The following is a 16,551-nucleotide window of genomic DNA, read 5'->3' on the forward strand; positions in this document are numbered from 1 at the left end:
GTTCCAGGACGTGCGGCCGCGCGATCTCGCGGGCCCGATCCGCGTTCCACGCCTTCCCGCTGTCGCCGGTCGACCTGCGACGACGGGAGATCGGTCACTGAGCGTGATAACACCCACAACGCGGGTAATTGACCGTTCTTGTCCGTAAGATGGCGCACTGCGAATCGTGACGCCCACCCGAGGGGAGCCCGTTCCAGTGAGCACCGTCCTGGTTCGGCGGAAGGAACGCCGCAGGCCACCGGAGATGCCGCGCGGTGAGATCCTGCTGGAGTCTCCGCCGGAGCTGCCCGAGGTGGTCACCGACGGGTTCCGGAACGTGCTGACCATGCTGCCGATGGCGGCCGGCACCGGCTCGATGGCGTTCATGTTCCTCAACCCCAACTCCAACCCGCTGCAGATGGTCGCGGGCGGGATGATGGGCCTGTCGATGTTCGGCATGATGTTCAGCCAGATGGGCCAGCGCAGCGGTGAGCGCAAGTCCAAGCTGAACTCCGAACGCCGCGACTACCTGCGTTACCTCGGGCAGGTCCGGACCAAGGTCCGCAAGGCCGCCTCCCAGCAGCGCGAGGCCCTGGAGTGGTACAACCCCGACCCGTCGCGGCTGTGGTCGATCGCGATGAGCTCCCGGCTGTGGGAGCGGCGTCCCGAGGACGGCGACTTCGGGCAGGTGCGGATCGGCGCCGGCCCGCAGAAGCTCGCGGTGCAGCTGATCGCGCCGGAGACCAAGCCGGTGGAGGACCTGGAGCCGATGAGCGCGGGCGCGCTGCGCCGGTTCATGCGGACCCACTCGACGGTCCCGGCGCTGCCGGTGGCGATCAACCTGCGGTCGTTCTCCCGGATCTTCCTGTCCGGCGACGGCAACGCCTCCCGCGCGATGGTGCGGGCCCTGCTGATGCAGGCGGCGGCGTTCCACTCCCCCGACGACCTGCGGATCAGCGTCTGCACCTCGCAGGAGCAGCTCGCCCACTGGGACTGGATGAAGTGGCTGCCGCACACCCTGCACCCGACCGAGTACGACGCCGCCGGCCAGGTCCGGCTGATCGCGCCGACGATGACCGAGCTGGAGGTGCTGCTCGGCCAGGAGGTCAAGGACCGCGCCCGCTTCGTGGCCGGACGGCCGTCGGGTGAGCTGCCGCTGCACCTGATCGTCATGGACGGCGGCATGGCGTCCTACGACTCGCAGATCGCCGCCGACGGCATCGAGGGCGTGTGCGTCATCGACCTCGGGCAGACGGTGAACACCACCAGCGAGGCGGGCACCCTCCGGCTGAACGTCACGCCGGAGAAGGTCCACATGCTCAAGAAGGACCGCACCGGCAAGGACATCCCGACGTCGATCGGCAGGCCCGACCGGGTGGCGGTCCCGCAGGCCGAGGCGCTGGCCCGGCAGCTGTCGCCGTTCCGCACCAGCACCCAGGAGACCTCCGACGAGGTCGACCTGCTGGCGGCGAACATGACGCTGACCTCGCTGCTGGGCGTCGACGACGTCTACCACGTCGACCCCGCGCAGGTGTGGCGGCCGCGGGCCCAGCGCAACCGCTTCCGGGTGCCGATCGGCCTGGACTCCGAGGGCCGCCCGATCGAGCTGGACATCAAGGAGTCCGCGCAGGGCGGCATGGGCCCGCACGGCCTGTGCATCGGCGCGACCGGTTCCGGCAAGTCGGAGCTGCTGCGCACGCTGGTGCTGGGCCTGGCGATGACGCACTCGCCGGACATCCTGAACTTCGTCCTGGTGGACTTCAAGGGTGGCGCGACGTTCCTGGGGATGGAGGGCCTCCAGCACGTCTCGGCCATCATCACCAACCTGGAGGACGAGCTCCCCCTGGTCGACCGCATGTACGACGCGCTGCACGGCGAGATGGTGCGGCGGCAGGAGTACCTGCGGCAGATGGGCAACTACGCCTCGCTGCGCGACTACGAGAAGGCCCGCCTCGACGGCGCGGACCTGCCGCCGATGCCGACGCTGTTCCTGGTGCTGGACGAGTTCTCCGAACTGCTGTCGGCCAAGCCGGACTTCGCCGAGCTGTTCGTGATGATCGGACGGCTGGGGCGTTCGCTGGGCGTGCACCTGCTGCTGGCCTCGCAGCGCCTCGAAGAGGGCAAGCTGCGGGGTCTGGACACGCACCTGTCGTACCGGATCGGCCTGCGGACGTTCTCGGCGATGGAGTCGCGGGTCGTGCTGGGCGTTCCCGACGCCTACGAGCTGCCGCCCCAGCCCGGTAACGGCTACCTGAAGTTCGCGACCGAGCCGATGGTGCGGTTCAAGGCCGCCTACGTGTCCGGCCCGGTGGACGAGAAGCCCCAGCAGCAGAGCCCCAACAAGCAGAACGCCCAGATGGCGATGCAGGTCGTGCCCTACATGTCGGGCTACATCCGGCCGCAGATCGTCGAGGAGCCGAAGGCGCAGGAGCCCGCTCCGGAGGAGAGCAGGAACAGGGCGTCGCTGTTCGACGTCGTGGTGGGCCAGCTCGCCGGGCACGGCGCGCCCGCGCACCAGATCTGGCTGCCGCCACTGGACGAGGCCCCGCCGCTGAACGAGATGCTGCCGCCGCTGTCGGTCACCCCCGAGCACGGTCTCACCACCGCCGGGTGGGAGGGCCGCGGCAAGCTGTACGCGATGGCCGGGATCGTGGACAAGCCCTTCCACCAGCGGCGCGACCCGTACTGGCTGGAGCTGTCGGGCGGTAGCGGCCACATCGGCATCGCGGGCGGCCCGCAGAGCGGCAAGTCCACCGCGATCCGCACGCTGATGGCGTCGCTGGCGCTCACCCACACCCCGCAGGAGGTGCAGTTCTACTGCCTGGACTTCGGTGGTGGCGCGCTGGCGGCGATGGCCGAGCTGCCGCACGTCGGCGGCATCGCCAACCGCCTGGACGCCGACCGCGTCCGCCGCACCGTCGCCGAGGTCTCCACCCTGCTGGAGAGCCGCGAACGCGAGTTCGCCGAGCGCGGCATCGACGGCATGGCCACCTACCGCCGCCTGCGCGCCTCCGGCGAGTACCACGGTGACGGCTACGGCGACGTGTTCCTGGTCGTGGACAACTGGCTGACGCTGCGCCAGGACTACGAGCAGATGGAGGACACGATCACCCAGCTCGCCGCGCGCGGGCTGAGCTACGGCATCCACGTCATGGCCGCCTCCAACAAGTGGACCGAGTTCCGCACCAACATCCGCGACCTGCTCGGCACCAAGCTGGAGCTGCGGCTCGGCGACCCCTACGAGTCGGAGATCGACCGCAAGCTCGCCGACAACGTCCCGGAGAACCGTCCGGGCCGCGGTGTGTCGCGCGACGGGTTCCACTTCCTGACCGCGCTGCCGCGCATCGACGGCGGCGGCGCCGGCGACTCGCTCAACGACGGCATCCAGAAGATGTGCCGGATGATCGCCGAGAACTGGAAGGGCCCCCGGGCCCCGCAGGTGCGGATGCTGCCGGACGTCCTGCCCGCCACGCGGCTGCCGACCCCGGCCGAGACCGGCATGCGCATCCCGATCGGCATCGACGAGGACACGCTCAGCCCGGTCTACCTGGACTTCACCACCGACCCGCACTTCCTGGCGATCGGCGACGCCGAGTGCGGCAAGTCCAACCTGCTGCGGCACATCACCACCGGCATCACCAGCCGGTACACGCCCGAGCAGGCCCGGATCATCTTCATCGACTACGGCCGTTCGCTGCTGGACGTGGCCAACACCGAGCACCAGATCGGTTACGCGGCCTCCGCCCCGGCGGCGGCGTCGCTGGTCAACGACATCCGCGGCGCGATGATGGAGCGTCTGCCCCCGGCCGACCTGACCCCGGACCAGCTGCGTTCGCGGTCCTGGTGGACGGGCGCGGAACTGTTCCTGATCATGGACGACTACGAGATGATCGCCACGTCGGACAACCCGCTGCGCCCGCTGGTGGAGCTGCTGCCGCAGGCCCGCGACATCGGCCTGCACATCATCCTGGCCCGCGCGATGGGCGGTGCGGGACGCGGCATGTACGACCAGGTCATCACCAAGGTCAAGGAGATGGCGTCGCCGGGCCTGCTGATGTCGGGCGACAAGGACGAGGGCATGCTGATCGGCAACGTCAAGCCGCACAAGCTGCCCGTCGGCCGCGGCTACCACGTCGACCGCCGCACCGGCACCCGCCTGATCCAGACCGCCTACCGCGGCGACGAGCAGTAGGCCGCGTCCGGAGCGGTTCGCCGTCCCGCCGGGAAAAGGGACGGCGAACCGCTCCGCGGTGCCCACCGGACGAATATCGAATTATGCCGGGCCGGTCGAGCCTCCCGTGCAATTCGCCAATAACGAAAAACCTCCGACGCATTTGCCCGCCTGCCCACATGTGGACACGTCGCGCGGTTCACTCCTATAGTGGCCGCCAACGCGATCTTCACGCGCTCCCCCGTTCGGCGTCCGCGCGGAGCGGATCCCGGCCGCCCGGCGCACCCCGTCGCCCCCCGATCCGCTCCCCGACCGCCGCCGGGTGAAAACCCGTGACCGCGCCGGGCGAGCCGGCAGAGAGGACGACACCGTGGGCCGGGACATCCATGTCACATCCAAGGCGATATCCAAAGCCGGAAGCAGGCTCACCAACGATGTGAAGCCGAAGGTCACCAAGGCCAGGAACGAGGTCGACAAGACCAATGTCGACCCCCCCGCCTTCGGCCTCATCGGCATGGGCATCTGGGCCGGACACAACGAGATGCAGAATTACACCCGCAATTACCTCCAGGCCGCCGCCGACGCGCTCGACCGGATGGACGCCCAACTCCAGGAGGTCGCCAAGGCCTGGAAGAACGCGGAGGACAAGAGCACCACCAAGGTGCAGGGCTGACGGCGGCGTTTCCCCGGAGGAGAATTCAGTGGCAGCCAACATTCCGGTCAACAGTCTGATCAAGCTGGCCATGGGCCAGTTCTCGACCTCCACGGGCATCGCCCAGTCCGCCGGCTTCACCCTGCTCGCGTCGGCCACCGCCATCGCGAACGTCCCCGGCATGTTCCAGTCCGCCGCCGAGTGGATGACCCTGCAGAACAGCATCGACGAGATCAAGAGCAATCTCGACCAGGTCTACGTCGACGTGAAGGGCGACTGGATCGCCGAGGACCGCGACTCCTTCAGCGAGGCGGTCCAGGCGTTCAAGAAGGAACTGGACGACGTCAAGAGCTACCTGCTGTCGGTCAACATGCTCATGGAGACCGTCGCCACCACCTACGCCGGGCTCTGGCTGGCCCTGGCCGCGCTGGCGGCGATCGGGCTGGCCTTCCTGCTGCTGATGTTCGCGATGATGTTCACCCCCTACGCCCCCGCGGCCAAGGCGAAGGCCGAGATGATCGGCGGCTGGATGTCGACGCTGACCAACATCTTCACCAAGGTCGCCGCGACCGCCATCGCCGCGATGACCGCGGTCCTCGGCATGGCGACCATGGGCCTGGCGCGCGCCATGGGCGTCCGGGTCGGCGCGGCCCCCACCGGCGGCGCGACCGGCCGCGAGGACTTCAAGCAGGTCAAGATCGACTACAGGGCGCCGTCGGTCTACGTCGTTCCCAACAAGCAGCTGCCCGCCTGACATGTCCCGACCGGGACACCCTGGCGGGGACGTCCGGCTGCTGCCCCACGGAACGTTCCCGGGCGGCATCGTCCGCGCGCTGGCCGTGGCGGTCGCGTTCGGCGCGGTGTGCGCCGTCGCCGGGCTGCTCGGGATCGCCCAGGGCACGCGCGGCGGCGCGAACCTGCTCGCCTGGCCGCTCGCCCTCGCCGGCCTGGCGCTCGGCGGCTCGGCCCTGCTGCTGATCGCCCTGTCCCGGCGGCGCGGCCGGCCGGCGACCCTGACGCCCGACGGGATCGTGCTGCCCGGAGGGCGGCTCGTCCCGTGGCGCGAGGTCGAGACGTGCGCGCCCCGGCGCGACGCGGACGGCGCGACGCTGCTGGCCGCCCGGACCACCCGCCACGACGGGCCGCTGTGGCTCGGCGCGCTCCCACCGGACCCGGCCGCCGAGCGCGAGATCCACCAGAAGATCGTCACTTGGATGCGGCTCTCCGGCCACCCCGGAGGCCCCGGAAAGGACCCGCGATGACCTCCCTGACCCCCGAAGAGCTCGACAACCTCGCCTACGAGAACGAGAAGCGCGCCGCGAAGATGCAGGAGGTCGCCGAATCGCTGACCACCCTGACGGGGGTGGGCTACGCCGCCGACCAGAGGATCAGGGCGACGGTCAGGGACGGTGGCGTCCTCAGCGACCTGGCGCTGGACCCCCGCGTGATGCGGATGGACTCGGCGGGCCTGGCCGAGTCCATCGTCGAGGCCGTGCGGGCCGCCTCGGCCGACCTGCAGCGCCAGATCGAGGAGCGGATGGCCGAGGTGACCGACCAGTCGCCGTTCGCCCTGTTCCAGGACCTGTCCCAGGCGCAGGCGAAGTTCGACGAGCTGCGCGACGGCTTCCAGAAGTCCATCGACGAGATCATGGGCCGGGTCGACAGGATCCGGCACGACCTGGACCGCTGAGGTCCGCGGGCGGCGCGCGGCCGCCCGGCGGTCACCGCGCGGCGCGGCGGCGGGCGGCGGGGATGACCAGGGCTCCCACGCCCACGCCGGCCGCGGCGGCGAGGGTCACTCCGGCGATCGAGAACGCCAGGATCCTGCCGACCCGGTCCTCCTTGGGCGGCCGCATCAGGGCGACCTTCTGGGGGACCGTGGTGGCCGGGGCCTGCCTGCCGACGTTGACGGTGGTCACGGCGCGCTGGATGTTGATGACGCCCGAGCCGGTGCCCTGGGTGGTCGCGCCGTCGGCGGTTCGCTCGATCTGCTGCTTGACCTGCTGGTAGGTCCACCTGGGGTGGTAGGCGCGGACCAGCGCGGCGGCTCCGGCGGCGAACGGGGCGGCCTGGCTGGTGCCGTCCTTGACGTAGTAGGCGCCGCCGGGCCAGGTGCTGACGATCTGCTGGCCGGGGGCGGTGACGGCGACGGTGGAGTTCCGGTTGGAGAACGTCGTCAGCGAGCCGTCCTGGTTCAGCGCGCCCACCGCGAGCACGCCGGGGTAGCTGGCGGGGTAGGCCGGGCGCTGGCTGTTCGAGCGGTCCTCGCGGATGTTGCCGGCGGCCGCGACGATGAGCACGTTGCGCGACTGGGCGTACTCCACCGCCGCCCTGAGGGCCGCGTAGTCGGTCGACTGGACCGACAGGTTGATGACCTTCGCGCCGAGGTCGGTGGCCTTGCGGATCGCCTTGGGGAACCAGCCGGGGTCGCTGACCTGCCCGCCGGTCGCCGCCTTGACCGAGATGAGCTGCGCTTCGGGCGCGACCCCGACCAGGGGGATCCCCTGCCTGCGCAGGTCCTTGGCGCCGATGATGCCCGCCAGGTGGGTGCCGTGGCCCACGCAGTCGGTCAGGCCGGTGCCGGTGACGTCGTAGGCCGCCACCCGGCCGCGCAGCTGGGGGTGGTTGACGTCGACGCCGCTGTCGACGATGGCGATCTTGACGCCCTTGCCGCGGCTCAGCTCCCAGGCCTCGGTGAAGTTCATCCGCTCCTGGCCCCAGAGCTGCTTGGGCAGCGCGGACTTCTGGTAGCCCGTCGACTCCAGCGGGTTCTCGCACTTGCCCTTGGCCGGGGCCGCCTGCGCCACGGGTGCCGGGAGGACGGCCAGCGTCCCCAGTGCGACGGCCGCCACGCCCGCCGACAGTCTCGCTCCGCGCAAGGTCACCCTCCTGTGAACGGCGTCCGCCTCATCGGCAACAGCACACTACCGACATATCCTCACGGAACAGCAACGAGTGAGTCCTCCGTCACTGGAGCCAGTCGAGCTTGGCCAGGAGCCAGCGGCCGCCCTCGCGGCGCATGTCGGCCCAGTAGCCGTAGACCCTGCGGCCCCCGTCGGTGCCCTGGGCGTTGACCGCCACCGACAGCAGGACGGTCGCCTGGTCGGCGGTGGCGCCGGGCTTGACCGCGGCCTCCAGCGGGGTGCCCGTGGAGACCACCCGTCCCTTCTCGATCCGGGACTTGATCTGCTGGCGTTCCCTCTCGGTCTGGGCCTTGTAGTTGCCGGTGGAGCAGGTGAGGATCTCCGCCATGTCCTTGTCGAAGACCCGGTGGTCGAACGTCTGGATCTCCTTCAGGCACGCGCGGGCGGCGTCCATCGGGGCCCTGGCCGCCGGGCCGGGCCAGGGGACCGTGCCGAGGGACCAGGGCGCGACGTCGGGGGTCATGATGTCGAACTCGTCGATCAGCCACGTGGCGCCCTGCGGGACCATCGTGAAGCGGACCTGCTCCAGGCCGGTGGTCGGGCGGTTGCCGGTGCGGACCCGCTTGACCAGGGACAGCAGGGAGACCCGGTCGTCGGAGGCGGCGATCACGGCGGTGTCCCTGACGTCCGCGACGACCTTGTCGGAGGGGTCGGGGAACTCCCGGCGGGCCGAGTTCAGCCACTGCGCGTAGCGCGACTGGGCGCGCTGGGTCAGCTGGGTGTTGGCGCGGGCGATGTCGGCGTCCAGCGTCGGGTTGCTGAACTCCAGCAGGTTCCGCAGGGCCGGGGCGGCCTGGGACTGGAGCTGCCGGGCCCGGGACGGCGGGTCCACCGTGTCGGTGGTCGTCGTGGTGCCGCCGGTCTTGCCGTCCTCCCTGTTCAGCGCCCACACGCCGATGCCGCCCCCGGCCAGCAGGACGAGCGCCGCGGCGGCGGCCAGGACGGCCAGCCCGGTGCGGCGGCGCTGCGGCGGAGGCGGGACGGTGTGCGGGATCGGCGGCTGGAACGTACCGTACGGCAGGTCCCGGCCCGGGGGCCCGGTCAGGGGCGTGAACGGGATCGGCTGCGGCGGCGGCAGCGGGGCCGCCCAGCCCTGCTGGGCCATCGAGCGGCCCTGCGCCATCGCCTGGTCCGCGCCGGTCTCCTCGCCGAGCAGGCGCAGCAGGAGCCGCTGGGCGGTGGGGCGGCGGGCCGGGTCCTTCGCCAGGCAGCTCGCGATGATCTCGCGCAGGTGCGGCGGGAGCGCCGTCAGGTCCGGCTCGTGGTTGAGGATGCGGTTGAAGACGGCCGGAACGGTGTCGTGCCCGTACGGGGAGTGCCCGGTCGCCGCGTACACCATCGTCGCGCCCCAGGCGAAGATGTCGACCGGCTTGTCGACCGGCGCCCCGGCGACCTGCTCGGGGGCCATGAACGCGGGCGTGCCGATCAGCCCGCTGGAGGTCGCGGTGTGGGTGTCCAGGGCGCGGGCGATCCCGAAGTCGATCACGCGGGGGCCGTCGGGGGCCATCAGCACGTTCGGCGGCTTGAAGTCGCGGTGGACGATCCCGGCGCGGTGGATGGCGGTCAGCGCGGTCGCGGTGCCTATCGCCAGGCGGTCCAGGTCGGTGCCGGTGCGCGGACCCCGCTCGCGGACCAGCTGCTGGAGGGACGGGCCGGGCACGTACTCGCTGACGATGTAGGGCTGGTCGCCCGCGATGTCGGAGGCCAGCACCTGCGCGGTGCAGAACCCGGCGACGCGCTCGATCGTCGCCAGCTCGCGGGCGAACCGGGCGCGGGCCTCGGCGTCCGCGCCGAACCGGGCGTGCAGCAGCTTGACGGCGACCTGCCGCCCGTCGGGCGACCGGCCCAGGTAGACGACGCCCTGGCCGCCCTCGCCGATCCGGCCGGTCAGCGTGTAGGGCCCCAGCCTCCGAGGGTCGCCCGGCGTGAGGGGTGCCGGGTCCGCCATCGATCCTCCCGTTCGTGGTCTCCGTCCCGACATCGTAGGCGGGTCCCGGTCACGACTCGGTGGCGATCACCACAGAACGCCGCACGCCTCTCGGTTCCCCCCGATCCGGCTACCATCGAGCCGATGCACGCCTCCTCCCCCTCCCCCTCCCGGAACCGGCCGCGCAGGCTCGTTCCCGGGCTCGTGCTGGGCGCCCTCGTCCTGGGGGTCGCCGGGGTGGGGCTCGCGGGCGGGTTCGCCGGGACGCCGCCGCAGCCCGACAAGCCCGCCGGCAAGCCCATCGACGTGGGGGCGTTCGAGGTCACCGTCCGGGACACGCTGGTCACGACGGACCGGTTCGACCGGAACCAGCGGTTCCTGGCCGTGCGGATGCGCGTGGTCAACAAGGGCCGCGAGTCCGCCGCGCTCGGCGCCGGCGGGCTGCGCTTCGGGCTGGTCGGGCGGACCCGGGACGGCAGGTGGGTCAACCCCGACGACGTCGAGGCCGTCGCCGCCGGGAGCAAGATCTACGAGGTGCATCCGGGCCTGCCGGTGGAGGCGACCGCCAAGTGGAGGATGGGCCCGGCGGACGCGCCGGGGCGGTTCGTCCTCGGGCTGCGGGAGTGGGAGTACGGGCCGGGGTTCACCGACACCGACATCCGGTGGCGCGCCGACACCGAGGACGACCGGCTGGCGGCGCGCGTGACGCTGGCGGTGACCGGGTCGTGAACGCGGGAAGGCTCCTGGTCCGGGGCGGCGCCGGGGTCGCCGGGACGCTGCTGCTGGCCGCCGCCATGTGGCTGTACGACGTCAAACCCGAGGCCGAGGCCGGGAACATGGCCCCGATCCGGTCCACCGGCAAGGTCGGCGAGACGGTCGCCAACCGGGTGTTCGCGCTGCGGGTGGACCGGGTCGTGGTCGCGCGGTCGCTGGCCCCGTCGCTGTCGTTCGGGAACCGGCCGCCGGTCCGCACCGACGGCGTCTTCCTGGTGGTCCGCGCGCAGGGCCGGTCCGAACGCGAGCCCGCGCCGCTGCGGTCGGTGAAGCTGGAGACCTCCGGCGGGCTGACGTTCGGCCAGGCCACGCGGCCGGACGCGGCGTCGGTGACCAATCCCGAGCTCCAGCCGCTGATCTGGTCCCGCTCGGTGTTCCTGTTCGAGGTGCCGCGCGACCGGCTGGCCGGAGCGCGGCTGGTGGCCGGAACCGGCGGGCTGCTGCCCCAGCTGTCGGCGGCGGCCGAGATCGATCTGGGGATCACCGGGCCGCGCGCCGCCGAGCTGGTGCGCACCGCGGCCGAACGCTACGACCCCAGGACGGACCGCTCGTGAGCGTTCCCCGCGACCCCCTGGAGACCACCCGGCCCGACCCCGTCGAGGCGCCAGAGGAGCAGCGGTCCCGGCTGCGGCCCGGCGACCGCCGCCTGCTCCAGCTGGCGGCGCTGGGGGTGCTCGCCCCGGCGCTGCTGGCCGTCCAGTGGACCGACAAGACCCACAACGCCGCCCGGCTCGTCCCGCCGGAGAGGCCGACCGTCGTGCCGCGCGGCGCCACCGGCGACCTGGCGGGCGCGCGGTGGCGGATCGTGCAGCGCCTGGCCGGCACCCGGCCGCCGCCCGGCGGCGCGCCCGACACCGCCGAGGTGCGGTTCGTGCTGGCCGTGGAGGCGGGCGACCCGGCCGCCGCCAGGACGGCGACGGGGTTCGGCACGCGTTACGCGTTCCACGACGGCGCGGGCCACACCTGGTCGGCGACCGGCCTGGCGGCGCCCGCCCGGCCCGGTGTCCCGCTGCGGGTCACGGTGCGCGCGGTGGTGCCGCGCTCCACGCTCCGGTCGTTGACGCTGGAGGTCCAGCGGCGGGAGGCGACGGCGAAGGGGCCGCTGCCTTCGCTGCGGTTTGCCCCGTGACACGGGCCATCACCAGGTTGAACGCCGCCGCCAGCAGGCACACCTTCAGCATCTGGACCACCAGGCCGACGCCGAACCCGACCAGCGGGAGCCGGGGCATCCACCACTCGACGGGATGCGGCCCGAGCAGCTCGTAGACCTGGCGTCGCAGCAGCGGCTCGGCGACGTCCAGCGCCATGAACAGCAGGCAGAACACGCCGAACGGCACGATCCCCGACCGCCGCACCAGCCGCAGCCCGTACCAGGCGGGCAGCCACAGCTCCCGCAGCCCGCGCAGCAGGTACTCGCGGAGGGTGCCCTGGTCCGCCGCGCCGGTGAGCTTGGCGAGCCGCCGTCCCGCGCGGCTCCGCCCCAGCACCACGGCGTGGTCGCGGGAGTCCAGCCCCAGCACCACACCGGCGATGACGATCCAGATCAGCCCGCCCAGCACGGCGTGCTGGAACGGCTTCCACAGCTCCAGCACCCCGCCGAGCGCGCCGTCGAACCACTCCCACGCCTGCCGCGAGGTGATCCAGTCCTCGGCGCCCCGCCGTAGCTGCTCCAGGGTGAAGACCGCGAACAGCGCGAAGTTGACCTCGAAGAAGGCGATGAGCAGCCCGGCCAGGCGGGGCAGCCGGTCCTCGGCCTTCCACTCCAGCAGCGTCCGCAGCGCGAACGCCGCCACCGTCAGCACCACCGCCAGCGGAAGATGCCTCTCCAGCGACAGCAGCAGCCGCAGGCCGGCGATCTGGCCCTCGAAGCCCTGCTCGGTGAGGCCGCGCGCCGACGCCTCGACGGCGAACTCGCGGACGTCCGCCTCGTGGATGCCCCAGCCCAGGTAGAACACGACGAACGGCACCACGGCCCGTCCCATCGCGCCCAGCACCGACTCGTCGTTGCCGACGGCCCACGGGGTGAGGTCCCCGCCGGGTTCGCGCGCGTGCACGACGGCCAGGCCCTCGCGCACGCAGTGGATCATCAGGACGGTCACCGTGAGCGAGATCATCACCAGCAGGCTGACCGAGGCCATCGGCACCACCGAGGCCGCCAGGCCCTTCCGCCCGCCGAGGTGGTAGCCGCCGTACAGCACGGCGTACCGCAGTGCCTCGCCCACGGTGAACCACAGGGCGAGCGGCAGCGCGTACCGTCCCGCGAGCCGCAGCGTCGCCCACGGCAGGACCAAGGGTGACTTCGCCGACAGACCGAGCATTCCGCAGATGCTACAGAGGAACGGCGTGGACCCCGCCACCTCGTGCCGAGGGAGCGGGGTCCACGGTGTGGGCCGTTCGGAAACGGCGTCTAGATGGCGACTTCCAGCGCGGCGACCTCGCCGACGCGGGCGGTCACCTTGCTGTCGACGCTCACGCCGCCGGCGGCCAGCACGCGCACGGTCCAGTCGCCGTCGGCGGCGAAGAACCGGAACACGCCCTCGTCACCGGTCACGACCTCGGCGGTGAACTCGCCGGAGGAGTCGAGCAGGCGGGCGTAGGCGCTGGACACGGGCTGGCCGTCGCGGGTGACGGTGCCCTGGATGACGGCCTCGTTGGTCAGGTCGACGGTCGCCGGAAGGTGCGCCGTCTGCGCGGGCGCTGCGCAGCCCTGGGTCATCGGGGTTCCTCCTTCTCCGCCGGGCGCGGCGGGGATGATGCTGGGAAAGTCTCCGTCGGCCGGATCGCTCCGGCCTGGTTACTTGGCCTCGCCGAGCTCGATCGGCACGCCGACCAGCGAGCCGTACTCGGTCCAGGAGCCGTCGTAGTTCTTGACGTCGGGCAGGCCGAGCAGCTCGTGCAGCGCGAACCAGGTGTGCGAGGACCGCTCGCCGATGCGGCAGTAGGCGATCGTCGGCTTGTTCAGGTCCACGCCGGCCTCGGTGTAGAGCTCGCGGAGCTCCTCGTCGGACTTGAACGTGCCGTCGTCGTTGGCGGCCTTGGACCAGGGGATGCTGCGCGCGGTCGGCACGTGGCCGGCCCGCTGCGCCTGCTCCTGCGGAAGGTGCGCCGGGGCGAGCAGCTTGCCGCTGAACTCGTCGGGCGAACGCACGTCGATCAGGTTCTTCTTGCCGATGGCGTCGACGACCTCGTCGCGGAACGCGCGGATCGCGGCGTCCTGCTCCTTGGCCTTGTACTCGGTGGCCGGGCGCTCGGGAACGTCGGTGACCAGCTCGCGGGAGTCCAGCTCCCACTTCTTGCGGCCGCCGTCGAGCAGGCGCACCTTCTCGTGGCCGTAGAGCTTGAAGTACCAGTAGGCGTAGGCGGCGAACCAGTTGTTGTTGCCGCCGTACAGGATCACCTGGTCGTCGTTGGCGATGCCCTTGGCGGACAGCAGCTGCTCGAAGCCCTCACGGTCCACGAAGTCACGGCGGACGGGATCCTGGAGCTCGGTCTTCCAGTCGATCTTCACGGCACCGCGGATGTGTCCCTTGTCGTAGGCGGACACGTCCTCGTCCACCTCGACCAGCACCAAGCCCGGGTCGTCCAGGTGGGCCTCGACCCAGTCGGCGTCAACCAGCACGTCGGAGCGGCTCATGACGGGAACCTCCCTGTTCGTTGTAGAAGCTGTCAGGTCGTCCCTCGGTGAGGGGCGATTCGGCGGATCAGCAGATACATCTCGCAGCCGAGGCAGAACCCGAACACCGCGTTCAGGAAGGCCGCGCCCAGCGCGAAGGCGGTGGCACCGATGCCGAGCCAGGTGGTCCCCGTCGCGTACCCGACCGTTCCCACCAGCGCGAAGACCAGGCCGACACCCTGGGCGAACCGGGGCGGGGCGGCGTCTTCGAGCTCCGTGGGCGGGGAGAGGCGGGGCCGGACGAGCGTGGCGTAGAGCAGTCCGTAGGGAGCGGACCTCAGGCCGAGGAACACCGCGAGGGCGAACACGACGGTCTGGGCGGCCAGCAGCGGCCAGCTTCCGGTGATCAGGACCACGAGGAGGACGACCGTCGTGACGACGGCTGCGAAGCGTTGCCCACGCGGATCGACCTGCATCGAGGTGCTCCTGGCGGAAGGGTGCGTGCGAGCCTGCTGTGATCGTCAACCCGCCGTGGACGGCGGGGAGGGATCTCTACGGAAAGCGCTCGGGGACTGGCGGGCTCGATGCCTCAGGCCATGCGACACAGCGAGGCGGCCACGCGGCAGAAGTCGACCGCGCGACGCTTCGTGAGCAGCTGCTCTGTCCAGTAACGCACGCCCTGATGCTAAACCGACAAACGCCGCGCTGTCACATCCGTCTCGGTCCGCGAGACGGTGACATCTGTCTTCGCGCAGGTCAGAGCCCGGAGTATTACGAAATGGCGGTGCCCAGCGCGGCGATCACGTCGGCCTTGCGGGGCAGTCCGGCCGCGCGCCGCACCACCGCGCCGGAGGCGTCCAGGACGAGCACGGTGGGTGTCCGCACGACGTTCAGCCGCCGCACCAGGTCCAGGTGCGCCTCGGCGTCCAGCTCCACATGCGCGACGCCGTCGACCATCCCGGCGACGTCGGCGAGGACGCGGCGCGTGGCGCGGCAGGGGGCGCAGAACGCGCTGGAGAACTGGAGCAGCGTCGCCCGCTCGCCCAGCGGCGTCCCCAGGTCGGCCTCGGCGAGCCGCTCGGTCACGTCCCGTCCCCTCCGTCCGCGCGCGCCGTTCTCGCGCAGCACGCCGTCACGGCGTCTGCGCACCAGTCCGAAAACCGTCGCGGCCAGCAACACCGCGGCCGCGACCACCGCGCCCTCCATCACCGGTGACAACCCCGCCCCCGCCGCGCTTCTTCCCTCAGGCGGGGATCATCAGCAGCGGCCGCCCGTCCAGCGTGCTGATCTCCAGCGAGTACAGCGTCTCGCGCGGGAACCGGGTGTAGCCGTAGTACTCGCCCGTCCCCTTCTGGGCGACGTACCAGCTCCCCAGGACGTCGTCCTGGCCGTTGCGCGCCACGACGCGGAACCGGCAGTTCTCCCCGACCGGCGCGCCCGACAGGTACAGCTCGACGGCGGTCCCGGACCTCTTCCGGTGGAGCAGCGCGTACCCCCGCACGCCGGTCCTGGGGTTGGAGGCGGCGACCCGCTCCGGCCGGGGCTGCCCGTGCCCGTCGCCGGTGGGCCCGGGGGAGACGGTGGCGGTGGGCGGCGCGGCCGTGGTCGACGGCAGCGCGGCCTCGCGCTGGCCCCCCTGGAGGACGAACCCGCCGAACAGCGCGCCGACCACCAGCAGCACGCACGCCGCGACGGCCAGCGGGATCCACGGCAGGGCGCGGCGCCGGCGGCGCTCCTCGGCGGCGGCCTCGGCCAGCAACGACTCCAGCAGCTCGGGGGGCGGCCCGGCCATCTCCTCGATCTGGCGCTCGTCGACGCGGCCCAGCAGCGCGGGCAGCGCCGCCAGCGCCGCCACCTCGTCCCGGCAGGCCGGGCACTCCGCCAGATGGGCCTCGACGCGGGAGCGCTCCGCCGGGTCGATCGCCCCCAGCACGTAGACGCCCAGCGCGTTCCGCGCCCACGCGCACCCGTTCACGGCGCCAACCCCCGCTCCTCCAGGGCGAGTCTGAGCGCCCGCAACGCGTAGTACGTCCGTGACTTCACCGTTCCCGGCGGCACCCCCAGCGCCTTGGCGGCCTCGGCGACCGACAACCCGCGATAGTAGGTGTGGACCAGGACCGCGCGGTGCTGCGGGCTGAGCTCGGCCAGCGCCTCGGCGACCGTCCACGACTCCAGCGCCCGGTCGATGTCGTCGGACCCGGCGGCGGTCATCACGACCTGCTCGTCGATGCCGGTCTCCGGCGGCCGGGCCCGGCGCGCCCGGTGCGCGTCGACCACCAGGTTGCGGGCGACGGTGAACAGCCAGGGCCGCGCGGGCCGTCCGGCCAGCGCCTCCGGGTGCCGCCAGGCGCGCAGCAGCGTCTCCTGGACGACGTCCTCGGCCTGGGGCCGGTCACCTCCGGTCAGCCGCAGCACGTAGCCGAGGAGGGGACCGCCGTGCTCGCGGTACAGGGCGCGGAGCAGCCCCTCGTCGGCGGTGGGACCCACATCTCCATCACGTACGCCGGTCCC

The 16,551-nt window shown here is 72.1% G+C and carries 18 protein-coding genes; 8 read left to right on the forward strand and 10 right to left on the reverse strand.

The genetic code is table 11. The annotated features are described in order from the left end of the window. The first annotated feature begins 196 nt into the window (after positions 1 to 196). From eccCa to AKI01S_RS08175, 5 genes are all read left to right on the forward strand, one after another. Entirely contained in the window at positions 197 to 4,171 is a 3,975-nt protein-coding gene (gene eccCa / locus AKI01S_RS08155) for a type VII secretion protein EccCa (protein ID WP_067813509.1), read from the forward strand. A gap of 349 nt (positions 4,172 to 4,520) precedes the next feature. After that, on the forward strand, positions 4,521 to 4,823 hold the full coding sequence (locus AKI01S_RS08160; protein WP_157419721.1) for a hypothetical protein: 303 nt from the start codon (positions 4,521 to 4,523) through the stop codon (positions 4,821 to 4,823). A 28-nt stretch (positions 4,824 to 4,851) separates the two neighbouring features. Continuing rightward, complete coding sequence (locus tag AKI01S_RS08165; RefSeq protein WP_067813513.1) at positions 4,852 to 5,556, forward strand: hypothetical protein; 705 nt, start codon at positions 4,852 to 4,854, stop codon at positions 5,554 to 5,556. Position 5,557: 1 nt separating this feature from the next. Beyond that, complete coding sequence (locus AKI01S_RS08170) at positions 5,558 to 6,064, forward strand: hypothetical protein (RefSeq protein ID WP_067813515.1); 507 nt, start codon at positions 5,558 to 5,560, stop codon at positions 6,062 to 6,064. Next, positions 6,061 to 6,492 carry a YbaB/EbfC family nucleoid-associated protein gene (locus tag AKI01S_RS08175; RefSeq protein WP_067813517.1) on the forward strand — a complete coding sequence of 144 codons (432 nt, stop codon included), beginning with the start codon at positions 6,061 to 6,063 and terminating at the stop codon, positions 6,490 to 6,492. The genes AKI01S_RS08170 and AKI01S_RS08175 overlap by 4 nt, the downstream gene beginning before the upstream one ends. Positions 6,493 to 6,523: 31 nt before the next feature. Here the strand turns inward: AKI01S_RS08175 and AKI01S_RS08180 are convergent, their stop codons facing one another. Together AKI01S_RS08180 and AKI01S_RS50330 are read right to left on the reverse strand one after the other, a co-directional pair. Next, positions 6,524 to 7,681, reverse strand: a complete 1,158-nt coding sequence (locus tag AKI01S_RS08180) for a S8 family serine peptidase (protein WP_157419722.1) — start codon at positions 7,679 to 7,681, stop codon at positions 6,524 to 6,526. A gap of 88 nt (positions 7,682 to 7,769) precedes the next feature. Further along, entirely contained in the window at positions 7,770 to 9,674 is a 1,905-nt protein-coding gene (locus AKI01S_RS50330; RefSeq protein ID WP_067813518.1) for a serine/threonine-protein kinase, read from the reverse strand. Positions 9,675 to 9,797: 123 nt separating this feature from the next. Between AKI01S_RS50330 and AKI01S_RS08190 the strand changes: the two genes are divergently transcribed. Genes AKI01S_RS08190 through AKI01S_RS08200 form a run of 3 tightly spaced genes read left to right on the forward strand, consistent with a single transcriptional unit; the run spans position 9,798 to position 11,556 of the window. Further along, a complete protein-coding gene (locus AKI01S_RS08190) occupies positions 9,798 to 10,382 on the forward strand; it encodes a hypothetical protein (protein ID WP_067813520.1) in 585 nt (194 codons plus the stop codon). Continuing rightward, positions 10,379 to 10,981: a hypothetical protein gene (locus AKI01S_RS08195; RefSeq protein WP_067813522.1), complete on the forward strand. Its 603-nt coding sequence runs from the start codon at positions 10,379 to 10,381 to the stop codon at positions 10,979 to 10,981. The genes AKI01S_RS08190 and AKI01S_RS08195 overlap by 4 nt, the downstream gene beginning before the upstream one ends. Then, complete coding sequence (locus tag AKI01S_RS08200; RefSeq protein ID WP_067813524.1) at positions 10,978 to 11,556, forward strand: hypothetical protein; 579 nt, start codon at positions 10,978 to 10,980, stop codon at positions 11,554 to 11,556. Before AKI01S_RS08195 ends, AKI01S_RS08200 begins: the two co-directional genes overlap by 4 nt. Here AKI01S_RS08200 and AKI01S_RS08205 read toward each other — a convergent pair. The 8 genes from AKI01S_RS08205 to AKI01S_RS08235 all read right to left on the reverse strand — a co-directional run bounded on the left by AKI01S_RS08205 (position 11,444) and on the right by AKI01S_RS08235 (position 16,527). Beyond that, positions 11,444 to 12,745: a hypothetical protein gene (locus AKI01S_RS08205; protein ID WP_157419723.1), complete on the reverse strand. Its 1,302-nt coding sequence runs from the start codon at positions 12,743 to 12,745 to the stop codon at positions 11,444 to 11,446. The two genes, AKI01S_RS08200 and AKI01S_RS08205, sit on opposite strands and share 113 nt — an antisense overlap. Before the next feature lie 89 nt (positions 12,746 to 12,834). Further along, on the reverse strand, positions 12,835 to 13,143 hold the full coding sequence (locus AKI01S_RS08210) for a DUF1416 domain-containing protein (protein ID WP_067813528.1): 309 nt from the start codon (positions 13,141 to 13,143) through the stop codon (positions 12,835 to 12,837). 78 nt (positions 13,144 to 13,221) lie between these two features. After that, complete coding sequence (locus AKI01S_RS08215) at positions 13,222 to 14,061, reverse strand: sulfurtransferase (RefSeq protein ID WP_067813529.1); 840 nt, start codon at positions 14,059 to 14,061, stop codon at positions 13,222 to 13,224. Between the two features lie 32 nt (positions 14,062 to 14,093). Continuing rightward, on the reverse strand, positions 14,094 to 14,516 hold the full coding sequence (locus tag AKI01S_RS08220) for a DUF4395 domain-containing protein (RefSeq protein WP_067813531.1): 423 nt from the start codon (positions 14,514 to 14,516) through the stop codon (positions 14,094 to 14,096). Positions 14,517 to 14,629: 113 nt separating this feature from the next. After that, positions 14,630 to 14,716, reverse strand: a complete 87-nt coding sequence (locus tag AKI01S_RS54625) for an Ms5788A family Cys-rich leader peptide (RefSeq protein WP_369688708.1) — start codon at positions 14,714 to 14,716, stop codon at positions 14,630 to 14,632. 95 nt (positions 14,717 to 14,811) lie between these two features. After that, complete coding sequence (locus tag AKI01S_RS08225) at positions 14,812 to 15,126, reverse strand: thioredoxin family protein (protein ID WP_245681526.1); 315 nt, start codon at positions 15,124 to 15,126, stop codon at positions 14,812 to 14,814. A 157-nt stretch (positions 15,127 to 15,283) separates the two neighbouring features. Then, the gene (locus tag AKI01S_RS08230; protein ID WP_067813536.1) at positions 15,284 to 16,015 is read right to left on the reverse strand and encodes a zf-HC2 domain-containing protein; all 732 of its coding nucleotides are present in this window, start codon (positions 16,013 to 16,015) and stop codon (positions 15,284 to 15,286) included. Further along, positions 16,012 to 16,527 carry a sigma-70 family RNA polymerase sigma factor gene (locus AKI01S_RS08235; protein ID WP_067813537.1) on the reverse strand — a complete coding sequence of 172 codons (516 nt, stop codon included), beginning with the start codon at positions 16,525 to 16,527 and terminating at the stop codon, positions 16,012 to 16,014. Before AKI01S_RS08235 ends, AKI01S_RS08230 begins: the two co-directional genes overlap by 4 nt. Positions 16,528 to 16,551: the final 24 nt, after the last annotated feature.

This window comes from Actinomadura kijaniata NBRC 14229 (genome assembly GCF_001552175.1).
Lineage (GTDB): Bacteria > Actinomycetota > Actinomycetes > Streptosporangiales > Streptosporangiaceae > Spirillospora > Spirillospora kijaniata.